Genomic DNA, 19,835 nt, shown 5'->3' with positions numbered 1-19,835 from the left:
TTGTTGTTTTGTATGGTTATAGTTTACTCAAAGTCCATCGCCATCCGAATGTCCGCACGGGAATACGGTGTGTCCTGCATGGCTACTTCCTGAAAACCAACGGTGGTATACAAAGCCAGGGCAGGAGCAAGCTTTCGATTCGACTCCAGAAACAGATGCTTAGCTCCGGTTTGTCTGGCTTTTTCGATAGCTGCCAGACACAATTTTTTCCCAATACCCAAGCCTCTTACATTTTCATCTACTGCCATTTTTGCCAGTTCCATTGTTGTATCATCTACTTTGACCAATGCAACTGTACCTACAACTGTATTATCTTGAAGTGCAAAAAGAATCTGGCCTCCATCATGCAGTATATGTTCATGTGGATGATCCAACTGTTCCAGATCATGTGGCTCAACTACAAAATATTTGGAGATCCAGGCAATGTTAAGCCTTTTGAAATCTTCTGCAAACTGTGGTTGGTAATCGAGAATTCGTATGGTTTCCATAAACTGAAAGGGTTTGATTTTATAAATGATGAAATTCCTTGAATCGAAGCAGATATTCTTTTTCTGTCAGTAGATCTTCAACCTCAGTTATGGCCAGTATTAGATTGTGTTGTCGGTTATTGATGAGATCTTCATTTACCTGACGGATTTTTTCCCAGATATCCTGTAGTTTGGGTAATAGTAATTTTCCTTTTTTAGTGAGAGTAAGGATACGTTTTCGTGCATCTGTTTTGGATTTAGCAGATGTAATCCAGCCTTTTTTCTCTAGTTCTTTAGCTAATTGAATTACTCCCGGATGACTAATGCCAAGGTTATCAGCAATCTCCATGATGCCTAATTCAGACTTTTGGCTGAGTATATAAAATAGAGGAAACCACTTGGGTTCAAAGTCCAAACCATAATCCTGGTATACACTATTGGCTTGTTTCATGATTTTATCACTGAGTCGCTTGAGCCGACTACCAAATGCCAATGCGCCCAGATCTTTCATTAAATCCATATTCGTAATTAATTACGTAACTAGTTACGAATATTTGAAAAAATATAATCATTGTCAAGTATTTGTAAGATATTTTAAAAGAGAAAGCAAGTAGTGCAATACATTTCATTATCAGATGTTGGGAAAAATTATATTTTCAATGCAACCTTCCAGTAGAAAGGCGCATTGAAGCAATACAAACCTAAACCAATACCAATGAAAAAGGCTTTACTGGAGTCGTGTAGACAAGGCAATATGTTTGCTCAGCGGCAACTGGTCGAGCTGTATTCCAATCGGTTGTATCGATTGTGTCTACGATATATGCGTAATGAATTTGATGCAGAAGAAGTGTTGATGAATGGATTCCTACGTTTTTTTGAAACACTCCATTCCTTCGAATACCGGGATGATAATGGTCTGGAAGCCTGGTTGAAACGAATAATGGTCAATGCGGCACTTATGTATCTGCGCAAAACAAAAAATTTGTCTTTGCTGATGCATGAAGAAGATGTGATTATTCCAGAAAATGCTACTGTTGAATCACAGTTGAACTCTGAAATGATCTACAGCCTTATTTTACAGCTTCCAACTGGTTATCGAACAGTTTTTAATTTATATGCCATTGAAGGATATTCTCATGCTGAAATAGCAGAACAATTGGGAATCAGTGAAAATACATCCAAATCACAACTCAGCCGGGCAAGAGCTTTGCTACAGAGCTGGTTAATAAAACAAGGTTATGAACATACCACCCGAAGATATTGACCGTTTGTTTCGTGATGCTGTCCATCAGATGGAAGACACCCCTTCTTCAACTAGATTTCGTCAGGATCGGTTCTGGCAACAGCTACAGCCTCAATTAGAGCCTAAAAGAACTTCTCGTAAAGTACTGTGGTTTCGCATTGCTGCTGGAATCGGTGTCTTTTTGCTGGTAACAACTGTGGTATGGCAATTTTATTTGCAGCAACAACAGTTAAATGTATATGCTATGGAGTTGAACCAATTAAAGTCAGCTTATTCTAAAGCTACGCTTAAGCTTGAAAAGAGTAATGACTCAACCTATACAGAAAGAGTTGTAACTAATAACGTAGAGAAAAAGGATACGCTATACATTATAAAAACTACTTCTATACCTCTAATACAAAAACAATTTATTGAGACACCTCTGGCTTTGGTTGATACAACATCACTGAAGGGTAGCGATTCTATACCTCAGAATGTTATTAAACCTTCCCAAATGGCAAAAGCACATAAGCCTTTCAGAGTAGTTCATGCCAATGAAGTACCGCGTTCTACAAATTATTCAGACATGCAGGACGATCCATCTTTTGTGGTAAAACAACAGGCTACTGACGATCATACACCCAAACTCACTATTACTCTTACCAGAAAACAGAATTGATTTTATGAAACATCTTTTGTGTTGTACTATGCTCATGTTGAGCATAGCCGGGATTTCATTTGCCCAAACCACTACTGATGATTGGCTTACAGATAAGCCTTCCTCTATAAAAAAGACCCCTTTTGTGAAAGAAGATCGGCAACTCATTATTCCATTGGAAAATGAGAATAAAGTAATAATAGGCTTACAGGACAATGCAGATCTATTGCGGTTTCGTAATGTAGATTCTCTATTAACAATCTTTCTGCAGGATCTGAGTCAGATAAAAGATTCACTAAGTTCCTCTACAGAATCCCTAAAGGTTCTATACAGATTAAAGAAACAGGAACGAAACATGCGTTTCTGGAGATATCCTATGAGTCATACACAAATTGACTTCCAGACTGATGAAAATTTACTAGTCAAAGCGGCACAGGATACCATTGTGATTGAACAGGGATTTTCAGTAATAAAACCCTTAACGCCTGGTGAAATAAGAAATAATGCGAAAGGAGAAGCTATACAGACACCCGCATCTATCAGCCGGCATTTTCGAATCTATTTTTTAGTTAACTCTTTGGATGATCTGGAAAAAATTATTCAGGGAAAATTAAATCCTAAGATTGAAAAGCTGATCAGCGACATGAAGAACACAGAAAAGAGAAGTGTATTTGATTCGCATGTATGGGCTTCTGAAGTAACATATACCGGAATGCAGACTCCTGCATCTGTAAGGATAAATAAACAACTTAAACCTGATCAGATTTTAATTATACCCCGTTTTGGTATGGGACTAGTTGGCAATACCATTATGCCTAGTATAGGAGCTAATGTTATCTTTTTGCCACAGATTCTATATAAAAGAGGGCTTGCCCATAGCACTACACAATCGGATGGTTTTCTGATTGGCTGGGAACGGTTCTTTGCGTTTGGCAGAGATGGGGATAATCAGATAACAATTCATTCCAATGATTTTCTTTCTCTGGGTATAGCAGGATTCAAATCCAGCGATATTCAAAGAAATAACTGGAATAACCGGAAGATTCAATGGGCTGAATTTAAGGTAGGATATCTGATCCGTCGACAGGGAGATTTTTTTCGTCCAAATACTTTCAGGATTTCTACAGCATTTTCGCCTTATATGTCCAGCAAAGGGTTGCAACGTTTGAGGCTTGAACCTGAATTGTATTTTAATGATCTCTTCAGACATGTTTATCCTGGGTTAAGACTTACATTAGGCTTCTAGCTTAACAAGATTAACCTTCAGAATATAATTCCTGCCAAACTTTCACTACAAGAAGTCACTTTTGTAGTGAAAGTTTTTGTTTGCGCATAGTTCCGTGCAAGCTATTTTTTAGCAAGGGCAAGCCAATAGCATTAATCAACAGATATTTTGCATAGTATTCATGGCAGTTTTGATTTTATGCAGAACTCTGATCATTTTTTATTTTGACCGGAGTTCCGATCATTTTTTCGCTTGTGCATAACTCACGGCAAAACATTTTTTGATCGGAATTCACCGCAAAAGTTGCTTGCATAGAATAATCCACAACAAAACTTTTGCTCGATCATGTCATAGTGGTAGGCAAGTCTCAAGCTATAATTCGAGACAACTCAGAGTGTAGAAATAATGCGAAGCATATTTTTGAAAGTTACATATTGATTCGCACAGGCAATTTACTGTATCTTTCGGGCATGAACGAGAATACTACTTTTCATTACGAGCGAAATTGTTCGCTGAAACCCTTCAATACTTTTGGCATAGAAGCACAGGCTCACTATCTGGCTAAGGCAGAAGATATAGAAACGCTGAGAGATATCATAACGGCTGAGCAGTTTCAAAATACTCCTGTATTATTTCTGGGAGGTGGTAGCAATGTGTTGTTTACAAAGAACTACTTTGAAGGATTAGTAGTATTGATGCAAATAAAGGGAATTAGTGTGCTGAAAGAAGATGATACGCATGTTTGGTTACAGGTAGGGGCAGGAGAAGTATGGCATGAGTTTGTCTTAGAGTGTATTAAGCGTAATCTGGGAGGGGTCGAAAATCTTTCATTGATTCCGGGAACTGTAGGTGCTGCACCCATGCAAAACATTGGAGCCTATGGGGTAGAAATCAAAGACACATTTGATTCTCTGGAAGCCGTAGATCGTAAAACAGGACAACTCAGACTATTTACAAATGCTGATTGTAAGTTTGGGTATCGGGAGAGTGTTTTCAAACATGAATTGAAAGATCAATATATTATTACTTCTGTTACATTCCGTTTGGTAAAAAATCCGACGACATATACTATATCATATGGAGATATACAGAAAACCTTACAGGAGATGGGAATGCAGACACCTTCATTGCGTGCAGTAAGTGATGCTGTCATTCATATCCGGCAAAGTAAATTGCCTGATCCTAAGCAAATTGGCAATGCAGGCAGTTTCTTTAAAAACCCTGTTATTTCACAGGATTTATTTGAAAAAATAAAGCAGCAAAATCCGACAATACCCTCTTATCCGGCAGAAACTGGTTATGTAAAAATACCTGCAGGCTGGCTTATAGAGCAAGCTGGCTGGAAAGGCTTTCGTGTAGGAAATGTGGGAGTTCATACACGTCAGGCTTTAGTCCTTGTTAATTACGGAAATGGTACTGGGGAAGAAATACGACACCTTTCAGAAATCATACAGACATCGGTTAAAGAAAGGTTTGGTGTTTTATTACATACTGAGGTTAATTTTATATAGAATTATTACCTGAGTAGTATAATAGCAATTATGCTGTCGTATTATTTGACCCTATGAGAAAGAGGGGTGTTTTGGTTGGTAATGATACGTTTATCAGATAGATTTTCGTTTGATTATCACATCAATTCTAAGATTCTGATTGGTTAGTAAGATGGTTATTGATTCAAAAAGGTAACAAGGTATATAAGGCAGTTAGTTTGTGGATTATTTCCTTTCTTCTATTTTTTTATTCGCATCTATTTATTCTCTACTAAAAACTTACGTTGTGTAGCATTTGCCTGAAAATGCTCTATCCGAATGTTTTGTACATTTGAGCGTTATTCAGGGTATAGATTTTGTTTCGTTAGGGGGAAAATCATATGACATAATACTTGAAGTGCTCCTTTCTATTGTTATTACAATATTACTGCCATGCCTTATCCGGTATTTGATGACGTTGTTATTGACACACAACAAAGTTTGGGAAGAGAAACTAGCACTTCCTCACATGATTCGTCTATCTGGCGTTTTTTACGCCACTGGATGCAGAGCATTTCTTCCAATGGACTTCAACCTTTCTATAACAATAGATTAAGAATCAGTATTACATTAACAAATTGGATTATTGTAACCTGCGTATTATTTACAATTCCTTTTTTGTGTATTGGACTGGAAAAGTCCTATTTGTTAGTAGCACTGCCTTTACTTAGCTGTTTGATCAGCTTTCTTATATTACGACGGGGAAATCATTTAATTGCCAGAGTTTTTCTTGTCAATGCATTACCTCTTTCTATTTATGTAATCGCTCTGGTTGCACAATTGCCTGGTACTATCCATACCACTATTACCAAGCCTCTGTTTTTTGCCTCATTGATTATTCCTTTGTTGATTTTTCGTGCTATAGAAACAAGGTATTTTATTGGAAGTTTAGTTTTTATTTGTGCTCTTCTCTTTTCAGTTGATTTTGCATTGACTGTGTTTCCATTTAAATTATTAAAAATAAATAGTATAAACCTACCTTTATTGCGTACTATCATTACAGTAGAAGGTGTTGCTTTTATTGTAATTGCATTAATCTATTACAAATATTTAATGGATAAAATTGCCAGGCAGAACTATCGTTTGCTCCAGGATATGCGTGGACAAAATGAAAAGATTCAGCAAACCAATGAAGAGTTAAAGGCATCGGCTGTACAATTGAAAGAATTAAATGAGTCAAAGAATCGACTTTTCTCAATCATTGCCCATGATTTGCGATCTCCTATGAATTCATTCAGAGGATTTTCAGGCTTGTTGGCTAGCAACATTGATTCTTTATCCAAGGAAGACATAAAAGTGTTGGTAAAAGGCATGAGTAAGTCTTTTAATAATGTGAATACTTTATTAGAAAACTTGCTGCATTGGTCTCGGGTACAGATGAATACTTTCAGTAGTCAGGCAGAAGTGGTTGATCTGGCTGTTCTGATTACAGATAATCTGAGTCTGGTTGAACCTACTGCTGCAGATAAATTAATAGTAGTGAAAGGAGATGTTGCAGAAGAACTCTATGCTTTTATTGATAAAAATATCTTCAATATTGTATTACGCAATTTATTGATGAATGCAATTAAATTCACGAACTCCAAAGGAAAAGTGGAAGTAAGAGCAAAACGAACAGGAACACAAATAATAATTGATATAATAGATAATGGTGTAGGTATGAGTCCTACTACATTAGGCAACCTGTTCAATTCTCAAAATCACAATCATTCTACTACTGGTACTGCCAATGAAAAAGGAACAGGGTTGGGACTGATGTTATGTAAAGAATTTATTTCTCAATGGGGAGGAGATATTAAAGCTGTCAGTAGCAAAGGTGATGGCAGTACTTTTTCTTTTACTGTTCCTGCCTATCAAAAAAGCTTGTTTGAAAACTAGGATATAGAACATATCCTAGTAATTGTATTTAGTACCCCACTGATTTTTAAGCTGTTTTCTAAGTTCATTTTCCCTTGTATTATTACCGGGATCATACAGTTTGACTCCTGAAATATCTGCAGGTAAAAATTCCTGATTTACAAAGTTTCCTTCATAGTCGTGGGCATATTGGTAATTTTGCCCATACCCTTGTTGTTTCATAAGTTTTGTTGGTGCATTGCGTATATGTAAAGGTACAGGCAGGTCGCCTTTCATACGTATCAGTTCATTTGCTTTTTTTATGGCAACATAGGAAGAATTACTTTTCACAGAAGTAGCTAAAAAGACTACACATTGTGACAAAATGATTTCTGCCTCAGGCATACCCACCATTTGTATCGCCTGCATGCAACTGGTAGCCAGCAAAAGTGCATTGGGATTTGCATTGCCAATATCCTCGGAAGCAAGGATGACAAGACGGCGTGCAATGAACTTAATATCTTCGCCTCCTGCCAGCATGCGGGCCAACCAGTAAACTGCTGCATTGGGATCACTTCCACGGATAGACTTGATGAAAGCGGAAATGATATCATAGTGTTGCTCTCCGCCTTTGTCATATAAAGCTACCCGACGTTGGGCTATTTCCATGACTTTATCATCTGTAATGACTATGTCTTGTCCAGTGGGAAAAGCATTGATTACCAATTCCAACAGATTTAGTAATTTTCGGGCATCGCCTCCTGAAATGTTTAGTAACGCTTCGGTTTCATGTACTTCGACAGTCTTTTCTGCAAGCAGTTTGTCTTTTTTGAGAGCAATATGAATCAACTGGATAAGATCTTCAGGAGTAAGTGCTTTCAGGATGTATACTTGTGAACGAGATAACAAGGCGGAATTTACTTCAAAAGAAGGATTTTCGGTGGTTGCGCCAATGAGGGTAATAGTACCACGTTCTACTGCTCCCAGTAATGCATCCTGCTGACTTTTGTTAAAGCGGTGAATTTCGTCAATGAACAAAATGGCTTTGCCATGTGCCTTTGCTAGTTCAATTACCTCACGTACTTCCTTGACACCTGAACTTATTGCACTTAATGTGAAAAAGGGTAACCCTGCCTCATGTGCAATTAAAGTAGCTAATGTTGTTTTACCAACACCTGGGGGACCCCACAAGATCATAGAAGGAATATGACCGGAAGCTAGTACCCGACGTAATACACTATTTTCACCTACTAAATGCGGTTGCCCTATTACTTCATCAAGTTTTTTAGGACGTATTCGTTCTGCAAGAGGTTGGGAACTCATTGGTATAATCTGGTTTTAAAGTAGATGGGTGCAAAGATACTATTTTCTGTAAATGCCCTTATTCTGTTTTTATCAGTGAAAACCGTATCTTTGCACCCTGAAATTTTGATTTGGTACGTTTACCATTCATACTAAACTTTTATACTAACATGACAACAGAACAACTCAAAGAGTTGAAAGCCCGTATCTCGGCTTTAAGGGGGTATCTTTGACTACGATCATAAGAAAGAAGAAGTTCAAAGCCTTGAAAAAATAACACTACAACCTGATTTCTGGAATAATCCGAAGGAGGCTGAGAAAATACTCAAAAGTATCCGTTCACTCAAGTTCTGGACCGCTGATTATGATGCTGTTGAAACGGGATATGGAGATCTGGAAACATTGTATGAGTTCTACCAGATGGGAGATGTAGCAGAAGAAGAAATTGATGCTGAATACGCAAAAGTTTCCAGATCCATAGAAGAACTGGAATTCAAAAAGATGCTTGGTGCTGAGGAAGATCAGCTAAGTGCAGTTGTGCAGATTACAGCAGGAGCTGGTGGAACAGAAAGTTGTGACTGGGCAAGTATGCTGATGCGTATGTATATTATGTGGGGTGAGAAAAATGGATATAAGGTGATTGAGCAAGACTTTCAGGAAGGGGATGTGGCAGGTGTTAAGTCTGTGACATTGCAGTTTGAAGGAGATCTGGCCTATGGGTATTTAAAAGGCGAGAATGGCGTACATCGTTTAGTACGTGTTTCTCCTTTCGACTCTAATGCACGGCGCCATACATCCTTTGCCTCTGTCTATGTATATCCTTTGATTGATGATTCCATTGAAATAGATGTTAAGGATTCCGATATCGAATGGGAAACTTTTCGTTCCGGTGGTGCTGGTGGACAGAACGTTAACAAAGTGGAAACTGCGGTTCGTTTGTATCACAAGCCGTCTGGTATTGTGATCAAAAACCAGGAATCTCGTTCTCAGTTACAAAACAAGGAAAATGCTATGCGATTGTTACGTTCGCAGTTATATGAACTGGAGATGCGTAAACGTATGGAGGCAGTTGCTGAGATTGAGGCTGGCAAGAAAAAGATTGAGTGGGGATCTCAGATCCGAAGCTACGTTCTGGATGACAGACGTGTCAAAGACCATCGCACAGGGTATCAGACTTCAAACACAGAAGCTGTATTGAACGGAGAGATTGATGAATTTTTGAAAGCCTGGCTCATGGAGCAATAACAACAGATACATTGACTATGAATAGAGCTGGTCAGCTATAGATGTAAAGTGAAAACTTCTGTAGCTGACTTTATTTTGACAGAACAGTTACGATTTTTTGATTAGGTGTTAACAAAAAATCAGAAATCCCGTTAAATGCATGTGTTTGCTCTTAGCAAAAGAAGAAAAGCATTTTTACGTTCTAACTACACTGCTTGTATTTTACAAACAACCCGATTATGAATAAATCTATTCTTTATACTTTCTTTCTGGGGATATTCCTGTTTGGAAGTGTTCAATACATCAATGCACAAAGTTTTACAATGGGGCCTAAACTTGGAGGGAATATCAAAGACCTTCAGGGAAAAGGAGCAACAAATTATAATGTGTTACCTGATTTTAATGTTGGTTTTTCCTGGAATTATACTGGGAATAGTAGTTTAAACTTTGGAGGTGAAATACTATACTCCAGACAAGGTGGCCGATTACGCAATACTGTAAAAGTTACATCTCGTACAACGCTAAGCTATATAGCAGTACCTTTACTCTTTAAATATTACTTTTGGTCTAAGACACGCAGTACGCCATTTCTTTTTGCTGGTCCTCAGTTTAGCTATTTGCTCGGTGCTCACAACTCATTAGCAGGTGATATCACTCCGCAATTTAAAAAAACAGATGTAAGTGCTATTTTGGGTTTTGGTATCCGGATGCAACTGGAAAAAATTTGGTGGGTAGTGGATGCACGGGTCGCACCGGGTATTACTAATATCTCACAGGCAGAGCCTACGGTTCGAAACTCTGTTGTATCTGTAAATACCTCTTTTGAGTTTGGATCAAAAAAAAGAGCCAGAAGAGGATTGCATTAAGAACTTTTTTTGTGAAAAGTCAATTTTCTGATACGGGGCAAGGCTTTCTGATAAAAGTCTTGCCCCGTATATATTTTATGGGCATTTTTACTTTATGCTCTATCCTATAAATGGATGATTAATTTTTAAACCTATGATAAAATGAGTGAAATAGTAGATATACTAGTTGTGGGAGGAGGGCCTTGTGGATTGGCAGTTGCCATTGAAGCTGTAAAAAGTAAGCTTAGTCATATTATTCTTGAGAAAGGCAGTATTACAGAGTCAATCCGTCGATATCCACGCCGGATGCGTTTCTTTTCAACAGCTGAAAATATTGAGATTGGAGGTATTCCTTTTCCTATTTCCAATGTTAAGGCAAACAGAGAAGAAGCACTACAGTATTACAGAAAAGTTGCCGGATATTTCGATTTGAACTTCAAGTTGTTTACTGAAGTAATCGGCATTGAAAAGAAAGATGACATTTTTCATGTATTCACAGCAAAAGGTGAGACATATTATGCAAAGAATGTGGTGATTGCAACTGGCTATTTTGATGTTCCTCGTAAGTTGAATGTGCCAGGAGAAGAGTTACCTCATGTGTCTCATTACTACGATGAACCTTATAAATACTCATATTCAAAAGTTGTTATTGTTGGAGGAGCTAACTCTGCTGTGGAGGCTGCATTAGAACTGTATCGGCATGATGTAGATGTCACTATTGTGCACAGAAATGAAGATTTAAGGCAAACTGTAAAATACTGGTTGATACCCGATGTGAAGAATCGGATAAAGGAAGGGAAGATCAAAGCTATTTTCAATTCAACTGTAAAATCGATTGCTTCTGACTCGTTGATTATTCAGAATGTTCACACTCAGGAAGAATCTACCTTACCTGCTGATTTTGTATTCATACTGGCTGGATATGTTCCTGATGTTAAATTGCTTTTTCGGTCAGGGATTCAATTAAATGATGTAATGGTTCCTAGTTATGATAATCAGACCTTTGAGACTAATGTAAAGGGTTTGTATGTGTGTGGAACTGTGGTGGCTGGTATTCATACAGAAAAAGTCTTCATTGAAAATGGACGTGAACATGCTCAGGCTTTGGTAGATCATATTGCGGGTCGTCCTGTTCGTCCTGTTAAAAATCTGATTATGCGGATATAAAAGTCAGCTGCCAGTTGGATGTATACTTTCCAAACTGGCAGCTATTACTTTATTTATCACACACCTGATTATTTTTTACCTGGCCTTTGATACGTTGTTTCAGTTGTAGCCGCACCTGCTATAACCGGAATATCCTTACTACTGGATGCTACACGAGCATGAATCTCATTGATCACATGCACAATAAAATTATGAGGAAGCAATTGGTCAAACGCAGCTCTTGCCATCTGGCATTTTTCCTGAAACGTTTCTTCCGTTAGTTTTGCATGGAACTGTTGAACTATCTCTCCAATCTGATCCAGTTTTGTTAGTGGGACAAATACACAAAAGTCTTCCCATTTTAAACCTTGTAGTGGTGGTAACTGTAGTTTTGTATCTATGATGACAGGGATACGCCCGGCTGATAATACTTCATAGGTACGAAAATCACCATTTGCATCGCCTCGCATACAAAGTATATACGCATGTTCCTGTGTACTGCGCAAATATTCTGCACGTGCCTTTACTCGTTCCTCCTCTGCCAGTACAAAGAAATGATCTCGCTCTACAAGATGAGATTTTAGATTACTAGCTGCTCTTACTGCTTTTAATACACGCTGGCGTAACAACCTTGGAATCATAAAGCGATATTTGATATCCAGGGTACGTCCTAGCGTACGGCTTAAAGCCAGCTTATAGATTACTGCATCTGGTACAGGGATGGGTTTGGTCAACTTGTTTATGGTACTGGAATATTTTGTATTGCCATCAAAGGCAATAGTTGGAGTAGCTGGTTTGGTAATAGGAGTGATTAAATGCCCTATGTCATATATCCAGGTTGGTATAGGGAGCAACTTTTCTCCTGGATACTGATAAACAGAAGTTGCAAATACAATTTCTCCTGGTTGTGGTTCATATTCCATTCCACCTGCAAATGTTACAACTGTTCGGCCAGTTGCTAATACCCTACGTATATAGTTACGTAGTTCACCTAGTCTCTTTTGAAACATCCATTCTTTTGCATCATGAGGTATTACTACCAGATTACCAGCATCTTCAATGTTTTTGAATCGATGTACTCTGACCAATCCAGGTAACACAGCTCTCAGTGGATTCCAGAAAAGTGTTTGTGTACTTGTGTCTGCTTCTGAAAGATGCATTAATAAAGGACATGGTCGTGCTGAAGGATTAGGGGAAAGCAATTCATCGCTGACCCATAAATCTAAGGGTTTTGTAGTTGAGTTGTGGTGAAATGTTGTCATAAACGGAAAGGTGTAATCGTAAGTATAGTTTGTTCATTCTAAAAATGCTCAGGAATCATAATGGGCACATATACAGATACCTGTGGTAAGTGACAGCACAGAGTACATTGCTGGATTTACCAGAAATTTTGCTGAAAGGTTTATAAATGATAACTAGATAAAATTTTTAAATACTGAACACCTGGTACACTCTTGCTGGAATCCTGTGGAGGATTTTTCTAAATACTTCTGCTTGGCTATACTTATTAACTGGAAGTTTCTGTGCAATTCAGATACTTTTAACTTGGGTAGAGTAGAATTGGGACTACTATTTTTGCAGAAATTCCTGCAAAAAAGAACCAATTTTAGGTATTGGTTTGTATCCTTGTTGAAATGTAAACATCTATATTTGCATATTCTTGTTTATTTCTTAATTCTTTAAGCGAAAGCAGGATTTTTTGGAGTTAAATAATTGATAATTAGTGTTTTTAGGTATTTATCAAATCATTTACAGCATATGAAAAAAATCTTTGTATATGTGTGTGCACTTTGTGTAGGATATGGAAGTCTTATGAGTTGTCAACCTGCTAACGAACAACAGAAAGCAGAAGAGTCTGAAGAAATGGATTTGCCAGCACCCATTGTTGTGAAGCCATCACTCGCTGCTCCTGATCAGTTTGAAAGTGTATTAACTTCCTATTTTATGTTGAAGGATAGTTTTGTGAAATCTGATACCTCTGAAATTAATCAGAAAGCTACAGATCTAATTGAGGCTACTAATAAGGTAGATACTACCAAACTAAACACAGAAGTTCAGACTAAATGGAAAACATCCAAAGCAATGATCATTCGCTCTGTCACAACATTGCAAACTGAAAAAGGGTTAGAAGACAAAAGAGCTGGTTTCGAAGATCTTTCCAAGATTATGTATGAGGTTGTTAATACCTATGGTGCCAAAACCACAGTCTATAAACAATATTGTCCAATGGCGCTGAATGATAAAGGTGCCTATTGGTTAAGTGTAAATAAAGAGATCAAGAACCCTTATTTTGGAAATAAGATGCTTGAATGTGGAGAGGTACAGGAAGTACTTACATTTGAGAAATAATTGTGTAGAGGTAGTATTGAGACATAGGACTCAATACTGCTATCTATTTTAGGCTGGCAGGTAGATAGAGAAAATCGCTCCCTGAGCAGGCGTACTAATGGCCTGAATATAGCCTCCATGATTGGTGACAACCCGCTTGCATACGGCCAATCCAACTCCAGTCCCTTTATATTCTTCCTGAGTATGCAAACGTTGAAATATAGTAAATATCTTTTCTGCATATTCCTGTTCAAATCCAATTCCATTGTCTGCTATCTGTATTTTATAAAAGGATCGGCTAATCATATTTTCGCTGAGGTTGAGCTCCTGGCTATTTGAGATTTGTGAAGAAATCTGAATGATAGGAGGCACCCCTGGCTTAGCATATTTTAAAGAATTCAGGAGCAGGTTTTGGAACAATTGCTGGATTTGTACAGGTTGTACTCTTAGTGTAGGCAGTTTATCAATAGAAATCTGGGCCTGTTGTTGTTGAATAGGCTCTGACAGATCCTCAAGCACTTGTTTGAGAAGTAAGTTTAGATCTGTACTGACAAAAGATTGATTTTGATTGACAATACGTGAAAAGCTAAGTAAATCTTCAATCAATTGTTTCATTCTACGACTCAGATCCATAATAGTATCCAGTGTACGATTGCCTTCCTGATCAAGTTTATCTTTTTGTTTTGTCTTAAGCATCGATCCGAAGGTCATAATCTTACGCAGAGGCTCTTGTAAGTCATGAGAGGCTACATAGGCAAACTGTTCCAGTTCTTGGTTAGAGCGGTTTAAAGCTTCTACTTTTAATTCTAGTTCTATTTGAGTTGCCAGTCTTCTTCTTAGCTCTTTATTAAGTATCAGAAACGAAAATATTAACAGGAATAAGGTAATTATTGCCAGAATAAGAAGAAAAACAGGTGCTGCAGCTTCACTGGCGTTTTTGATAAGTGTACGTTCTTCTTTGAGTTTCTGTTCATGGGCACGAATGGATCTTAACTTTGCTAATAGTAACTCTGTGGTTTTCCGATCATAAGAGATGTCTCCTCGAAATACAGTACTAGTTGGGGTATAAGTAGCCTGGTAGACAGCAACAAGAGAATCCAGATTGGCAAATCTTTGGTCAAGCAGTTGACGTAATGTATCCAGATTGTGTGTTTGTATTGGATTGTCACTTGTTATACTATCTGTCTGATGTAATTTGCTGTATGTATCCTTTTTGTATTGGTGATAGTTTATCAGATGTAGAGAGTCTCCTGATAAAAGATAACCACGTTGGGCGTTAACTGCTGAACGTAGATTTGTAAACATTTCTTCTACATAGAGCAGTGTTTGGTAAGTATGTTCTACCTTCTCAGAAGAGTTTACCAGATTCTGAATACGGTTGTAAGCAAGAATACTGATATTGATAAGAATAGTAACGCTTAATATAAAAGCAATGGTATTATAAACGGCATTTCTTCTCATAGTAATTGTACTGAACAATCAATACAGCCTGATGGCAATAGCTGGTCTGGGATAATAGAGATTCGTAGGACCCAAAATACAAATATTTCTACATTTTGTGTTTTGAGAAGGGTAATATATACAAAAGCTTGCTGATTATTACTCACAGCAAGCTTAATGATAAGAATACCGATAAAACAAAACCGCCAGCTGTATTGTTTAGCTGGCAGTTGTAATAATTAAGAAAAAATCTTACGATTTACATCAAAGGCCTCCAGATAGTCGGCAACTCTACGTACAAACATACCTCCCAATGAACCATCTACTACTCTGTGATCGTAGCTGTGTGACAAAAACATCAGATGGCGAATGCCTAGTGTATCCCCAAATGGAGTCTCAATCACTGCTGGCTTTTTCTGAATAGCACCAAATGCCATGATAGCTACCTGTGGTTGCATAATGATAGGTGTACCCATAACATTACCAAATGATCCTACATTAGACATAGTAAAGGTTCCGTCTGCCAGATCATCAACAGTAAGCTTATTCTCGCGAGCACGACGTGCCAGATCATTTACCTTTTTTGTTAAGCCTACCAGATTTAGCTGATCAGCATTTTTAATGACAGGTACAATCAGATTGCCACTTGGTAAAGCTACAGCCATACCAATGTTAATATCTTTTTTTACAATTATCTTATCACCTTCTACAGAGGCATTGATCATCGGATAATCTTTGATTGCCTTAGCAATTGCTTCTATAAATACAGGTGTAAATGTAATGGTATCACCTTCCCGTGATTTAAATTCCTGTTTTACCCGGTTTCTCCAATATACCATGTTGGTTACATCTGCTTCTACAAAAGAGGTGACGTGAGGTGAGATGCGTTTGGAATCAACCATACGTTGCGCAATCATTTTACGCATCCTGTCCATTTCAATAATATCTGCTCGTCCACTATACGAAACTGCTGGTGTAGAAACTGGTTGCACAGGCTCTGTCACTTTTATACTAGGTTGAACAGGCTCTATTGTTTGAGTAACAGGTTGTTTTACTTCTGTAACAGATTGCTTTACCTCTGGAGTCTGCACCACAGATGGTTTTTCTTCAGAAGCTTTTTCAGGCTGCGGAATTGTTTTTTCAGGTTCTGGAGTTATTGTTTGGGCTTCTGTTTTTACTTCGGCCTCAGGTTGTTTTACTGTTTCCTGTATAGTTGGTGTTGAAACTTCAGGTGTTGGTATAACAGGTGTTGGCACTTCTTTGGGAATAGACTTAACCTGCTCAATCAAAGACAATGTTTCATCGGCCAGAGAGGTAGTGTTGGTATTTTCAGACTGAGGTTCTATAATTTCTCCAAATGTTGCTTTGACAGAAGCTACTTCTGGTATATCAACTGTCGCAGGCGTTAAATCAGGAGAGGTAAAACCTGGATTTTTACTTTGAATATATTGCAGAATATCCTTTTTCGTCACACGATTATCTCCGCCACTACCCGGAATGCGTTCTAGTTCAGACATAGAGATGCCTTCTTCCCGTGCTATTGTTAAAACGAGTGGAGAATAAAATCTCCCAGCAACAGGCGTATCCAATAGTTGGAAAGATGGTCTGGAAGATAAACTATTGATCTTGGACTCTATGATTTGTATATGTTGTTCTACTTCTTCCACTGGTTCTTCCTGCTCAATCTCTGTTGTTGGAGCTGTAGAAGGATTTGTAATGGCTTCTGCATCAGCTTCTGTCGCAATAATAGCTATAGGCGTTCCTACCTGAACAACCGCACCGGATTGAGCTAGTATTTGTTTTAAAACTCCTGAATGTGTAGCTGGTACTTCTGTATCCACCTTGTCTGTGGCAACTTCCAGTACTGCTTCATCTTGTTCTATAGTTTGTCCTTCTTTCTTTAGCCATGCCAGGATTGTACCTTCTATGATACTTTCGCCCATTTTGGGCATAACCATTTCAATCAATGCCATATTTCAAAAATTAAAAATGATAGATGTAAGGGTGTTCTTCAAATGTAGCTACCTTCCCGTCGCAGCAAAAATACTATTTTTTTAATGTACCTATATAGTTAAGTTGTTTTTTGACTCAATGATTAAATTTATGCCAAATCTATAAGGAGGACGCTTTAGTGTCTGGATAAATATACATCTTAGCCTTTAAGGTGTAACCGTTTTTACAGAAGCTGGCAGATTCTGGCGTAACAGGTTCAGGACTGCCAATGTTGTGTACTGAATGTTTAGCAGACGATCCCTGAACAACTGCAGTTTTTTTGTAACGGTCTTATCCTTGTCTGCATATGCTATCCATATAGTACCTACCGGTTTGTCGGGAGTACCACCATCTGGGCCAGCTATGCCACTTGTAGAAATGCCAATATCTGTGTTAAGCTTCTTCCGAACGTTTTCTGCCATTTGGCGTACTGTTTCTTCACTAACCGCTCCATGTTGTGTTAATGTATCCGGTATTACATCCAACTGGTTGATCTTCATGGCGTTGCTATAGGTGATCATACCTCCTGTATAGTATCGTGAGCTGCCGGGAACTTTGGTTATTGTATGGGCGACGTATCCTCCCGTACAGCTTTCTGCAGTGGACAGTGTAAGATTTTGGTCAAGCAAGAGTTTGCCAATGACAATCTCTAATTCATCTTCATCGTAGCCATATACATATTCTGGTATGATAGTAAGCAGAGTGTTTACTTGTTGCTGTACTTCTGCCTCAAGTTCATTTATGGATGCGCCTGTTGCTGTCAGACGTAGTTTCACCTGTCCCATACTAGGCAGGTAAGCAAGACGAATATGTGAAGGTAATGCATCTTCCCATGCCTCGATTTGTTCTGCCAGAAAAGATTCCCCAATATCAATAGTCCGTATGTTTTTATGATAGATGGCTGGTGTTTGAAAGAATGCACTAAGATGTTCAAGTACCCAGTTTTCCATGATCCATTTCATTTCGTAAGGAACACCTGGCATAGATACAAAAATTTTACCCTTGTGTTCAAACCACATGCCTGGAGCTGTGCCAGCTTTATTTACGATACAAGTACAATTGGTCGGAACCATTGCCTGCTGGCGATTGAGCTCTGTTAGTTCAAAACCACGACGTGCAAATATCTCAGTGACATTGGCTAGCGCGTCCTTATTCAGGACCATTCCTACACCAAAATAGTTAGCCAGTGTTTTTTTCGTAATATCATCTTTGGTAGGTCCCAGTCCACCTGTAATCAGAATGACATCTGCCCGTGATTCTGCTTCCTTCAATATCTGGAGGATCTGAGCTTCTGTATCACCAACAGATGATTTACGAACTGTTCGGATACCAATTTTGGAAAGTTCAGCACTCATCCATTGGGTATTAGTATCTGTAATTTGTCCATACAGAATCTCATCACCAATGGTTACAACTTCAGCTAAAATGCTTTTCATACAAATGTGAGATGAATAATTCGGGTTTTAAAACTGGTTTAAGAGGTTGTCTAAATTGTTTTTAAAATAACGAAAAGAGCAGGTTTTAGAGCAAACTAAGTTATTTACCTATAAAGCAATCACAATATATCCAGCGGCTATGGGTCGAAAAATAGGCGAAGGCACAGTCTAAAATATACCTTTGCAGTCTTTAAAAACAATTTAACAACCTCTAAGATAGAGAATGAAGTATTTCTATTTTGTAGAATGCTTTCCAAAAATAGTATCTTTTCCACTTATCCTGGTGTATTTCCAAATATTTTGCAGTAGTGTACAGGTGATTAGTGCTACTAATGAAATAGCAAATTAACATATATCATTTTTACCGATAAAAAATGACGATTTACCCCTTTGGATTAGTCGTTTTACCGGAGGTATATATGCTCTATACAGGAGCATCCTTATCTTTGATATACCCTTTGCAATTAAGCCATACAAGATTAATAATGAGTGAAATAATTAACTACAACTATGAAAATTCTTTCTCTGCGTTCACTCCTCAAAGGCCTTATGATTTTTCTATCTGTAGGTGTTGCTGCCTACGCCTTTTCGTATTTTACTTTCAAAGAACAGAATCTACTGGCATCCAAGGCTAAAGAACTTCTGGCAAGTATATTCTACAGGACATCTTTTTACATACATGCTGGTTTTGGAGCAATAGCACTTTTTATTGGTGGATGGCAATTTATCAAACGCTTCAGACGTCGCTATACTGCACTACATCGGAATGCAGGCAAGGTCTATGTCATTGCAGTTATGCTAAGTAGTTTGGCCGGACTTATTATTGCCTTTAATGCTAACGGAGGAATAGTACCTGTTATAGGATTTATTTCTCTGGCTATCTTATGGTTAATTACTGACATACAAGCTTACCAGACAATCAGAGGAGGAGATGTGAAAGGACATGAGCAATGGATGATTCGTAACTATGCCCTTACCTTTGCCGCAGTTACCTTACGTCTCTGGATTCCTGTTTTACAGATATTTTTCAAGTTAACATTTCTGGAAGCTTATCAGATTGTTGCCTGGCTCTGCTGGATTCCCAATCTGCTGGTTGCAGAGGCAATTATTTATTCACTGCGGAAACCAAAACTACAACTAGCTGAAAAATGAAAGTTTTGCTCTGATGAATCTACTCAATAATTG

The 19,835-nt window shown here is 38.1% G+C and carries 17 protein-coding genes; 10 read left to right on the top strand and 7 right to left on the bottom strand.

The features are described 5' to 3' along the window. Nucleotides 1–23: 23 nt before the first annotated feature. Together QNI22_RS24505 and QNI22_RS24500 are read right to left on the bottom strand one after the other, a co-directional pair. Nucleotides 24–488 (bottom strand): GNAT family N-acetyltransferase, encoded by a 465-nt coding sequence (locus QNI22_RS24505; protein WP_314514561.1) that lies wholly within the window; start codon nt 486–488, stop codon nt 24–26. 19 nt (nt 489–507) lie between these two features. After that, nucleotides 508–987, bottom strand: a complete 480-nt coding sequence (locus QNI22_RS24500; RefSeq protein WP_313986331.1) for a MarR family winged helix-turn-helix transcriptional regulator — start codon at nt 985–987, stop codon at nt 508–510. 195 nt (nt 988–1,182) lie between these two features. On the opposite strand from QNI22_RS24500, the gene QNI22_RS24495 reads away from it, so the two are divergent. The 5 genes from QNI22_RS24495 (at nt 1,183) to QNI22_RS24475 (ending at nt 6,979) form a co-directional block, all read left to right on the top strand. Further along, a complete protein-coding gene (locus QNI22_RS24495) occupies nt 1,183–1,731 on the top strand; it encodes an RNA polymerase sigma factor (protein WP_314514559.1) in 549 nt (182 codons plus the stop codon). Beyond that, nucleotides 1,706–2,368, top strand: coding sequence for a hypothetical protein (locus tag QNI22_RS24490; protein WP_314514558.1), 663 nt, complete (start codon nt 1,706–1,708; stop codon nt 2,366–2,368). Before QNI22_RS24495 ends, QNI22_RS24490 begins: the two co-directional genes overlap by 26 nt. Before the next feature lie 4 nt (nt 2,369–2,372). After that, nucleotides 2,373–3,593, top strand: a complete 1,221-nt coding sequence (locus tag QNI22_RS24485; protein WP_314514557.1) for a hypothetical protein — start codon at nt 2,373–2,375, stop codon at nt 3,591–3,593. Nucleotides 3,594–4,042: 449 nt separating this feature from the next. Further along, nucleotides 4,043–5,083 (top strand): UDP-N-acetylmuramate dehydrogenase, encoded by a 1,041-nt coding sequence (gene murB, locus QNI22_RS24480; RefSeq protein WP_314514554.1) that lies wholly within the window; start codon nt 4,043–4,045, stop codon nt 5,081–5,083. Between the two features lie 411 nt (nt 5,084–5,494). After that, nucleotides 5,495–6,979, top strand: coding sequence for a HAMP domain-containing sensor histidine kinase (locus QNI22_RS24475; RefSeq protein ID WP_314514552.1), 1,485 nt, complete (start codon nt 5,495–5,497; stop codon nt 6,977–6,979). Between the two features lie 15 nt (nt 6,980–6,994). Here QNI22_RS24475 and QNI22_RS24470 read toward each other — a convergent pair whose 3' ends face one another. After that, nucleotides 6,995–8,260, bottom strand: coding sequence for a replication-associated recombination protein A (locus QNI22_RS24470; RefSeq protein ID WP_314514549.1), 1,266 nt, complete (start codon nt 8,258–8,260; stop codon nt 6,995–6,997). 149 nt (nt 8,261–8,409) lie between these two features. Here QNI22_RS24470 and prfB point away from each other — a divergent pair. The 3 genes from prfB (at nt 8,410) to QNI22_RS24455 (ending at nt 11,475) form a co-directional block, all read left to right on the top strand. Next, a protein-coding gene (gene prfB / locus QNI22_RS24465; protein ID WP_314514546.1) for a peptide chain release factor 2 occupies nt 8,410–9,484 on the top strand; the annotation gives its coding sequence in 2 pieces (ribosomal slippage) (nt 8,410–8,469 and nt 8,471–9,484; 1,074 coding nt in all). A 218-nt stretch (nt 9,485–9,702) separates the two neighbouring features. Next, nucleotides 9,703–10,329: a porin family protein gene (locus QNI22_RS24460; protein WP_314514544.1), complete on the top strand. Its 627-nt coding sequence runs from the start codon at nt 9,703–9,705 to the stop codon at nt 10,327–10,329. 141 nt (nt 10,330–10,470) lie between these two features. Beyond that, nucleotides 10,471–11,475 (top strand): YpdA family putative bacillithiol disulfide reductase, encoded by a 1,005-nt coding sequence (locus tag QNI22_RS24455; RefSeq protein ID WP_314514542.1) that lies wholly within the window; start codon nt 10,471–10,473, stop codon nt 11,473–11,475. 68 nt (nt 11,476–11,543) lie between these two features. Here the strand turns inward: QNI22_RS24455 and QNI22_RS24450 are convergent, their stop codons facing one another. After that, on the bottom strand, nt 11,544–12,716 hold the full coding sequence (locus tag QNI22_RS24450) for an exostosin domain-containing protein (RefSeq protein ID WP_314514540.1): 1,173 nt from the start codon (nt 12,714–12,716) through the stop codon (nt 11,544–11,546). Nucleotides 12,717–13,212: 496 nt separating this feature from the next. Here QNI22_RS24450 and QNI22_RS24445 point away from each other — a divergent pair, with 496 nt between their 5' ends. Continuing rightward, on the top strand, nt 13,213–13,803 hold the full coding sequence (locus QNI22_RS24445; RefSeq protein WP_314514537.1) for a DUF3347 domain-containing protein: 591 nt from the start codon (nt 13,213–13,215) through the stop codon (nt 13,801–13,803). A 48-nt stretch (nt 13,804–13,851) separates the two neighbouring features. Here the strand turns inward: QNI22_RS24445 and QNI22_RS24440 are convergent, their stop codons facing one another. From QNI22_RS24440 to QNI22_RS24430, 3 genes are all read right to left on the bottom strand, one after another. Beyond that, nucleotides 13,852–15,243, bottom strand: coding sequence for a sensor histidine kinase (locus QNI22_RS24440; RefSeq protein WP_314514535.1), 1,392 nt, complete (start codon nt 15,241–15,243; stop codon nt 13,852–13,854). A 218-nt stretch (nt 15,244–15,461) separates the two neighbouring features. Beyond that, a complete protein-coding gene (locus QNI22_RS24435; RefSeq protein ID WP_314514533.1) occupies nt 15,462–17,195 on the bottom strand; it encodes a 2-oxo acid dehydrogenase subunit E2 in 1,734 nt (577 codons plus the stop codon). 186 nt (nt 17,196–17,381) lie between these two features. Beyond that, nucleotides 17,382–18,650: a competence/damage-inducible protein A gene (locus tag QNI22_RS24430; protein WP_314514532.1), complete on the bottom strand. Its 1,269-nt coding sequence runs from the start codon at nt 18,648–18,650 to the stop codon at nt 17,382–17,384. 510 nt (nt 18,651–19,160) lie between these two features. On the opposite strand from QNI22_RS24430, the gene QNI22_RS24425 reads away from it, so the two are divergent. Then, nucleotides 19,161–19,802: a DUF2306 domain-containing protein gene (locus tag QNI22_RS24425; RefSeq protein WP_314514530.1), complete on the top strand. Its 642-nt coding sequence runs from the start codon at nt 19,161–19,163 to the stop codon at nt 19,800–19,802. The last annotated feature ends 33 nt before the right edge of the window (nt 19,803–19,835 follow it).

The sequence above is a fragment of the Xanthocytophaga agilis genome, assembly GCF_030068605.1.
In the GTDB taxonomy this organism is placed as follows: Bacteria; Bacteroidota; Bacteroidia; order Cytophagales; family 172606-1; genus Xanthocytophaga; species Xanthocytophaga agilis.
This window is presented reverse-complemented; position numbering and strand designations above follow the sequence as displayed.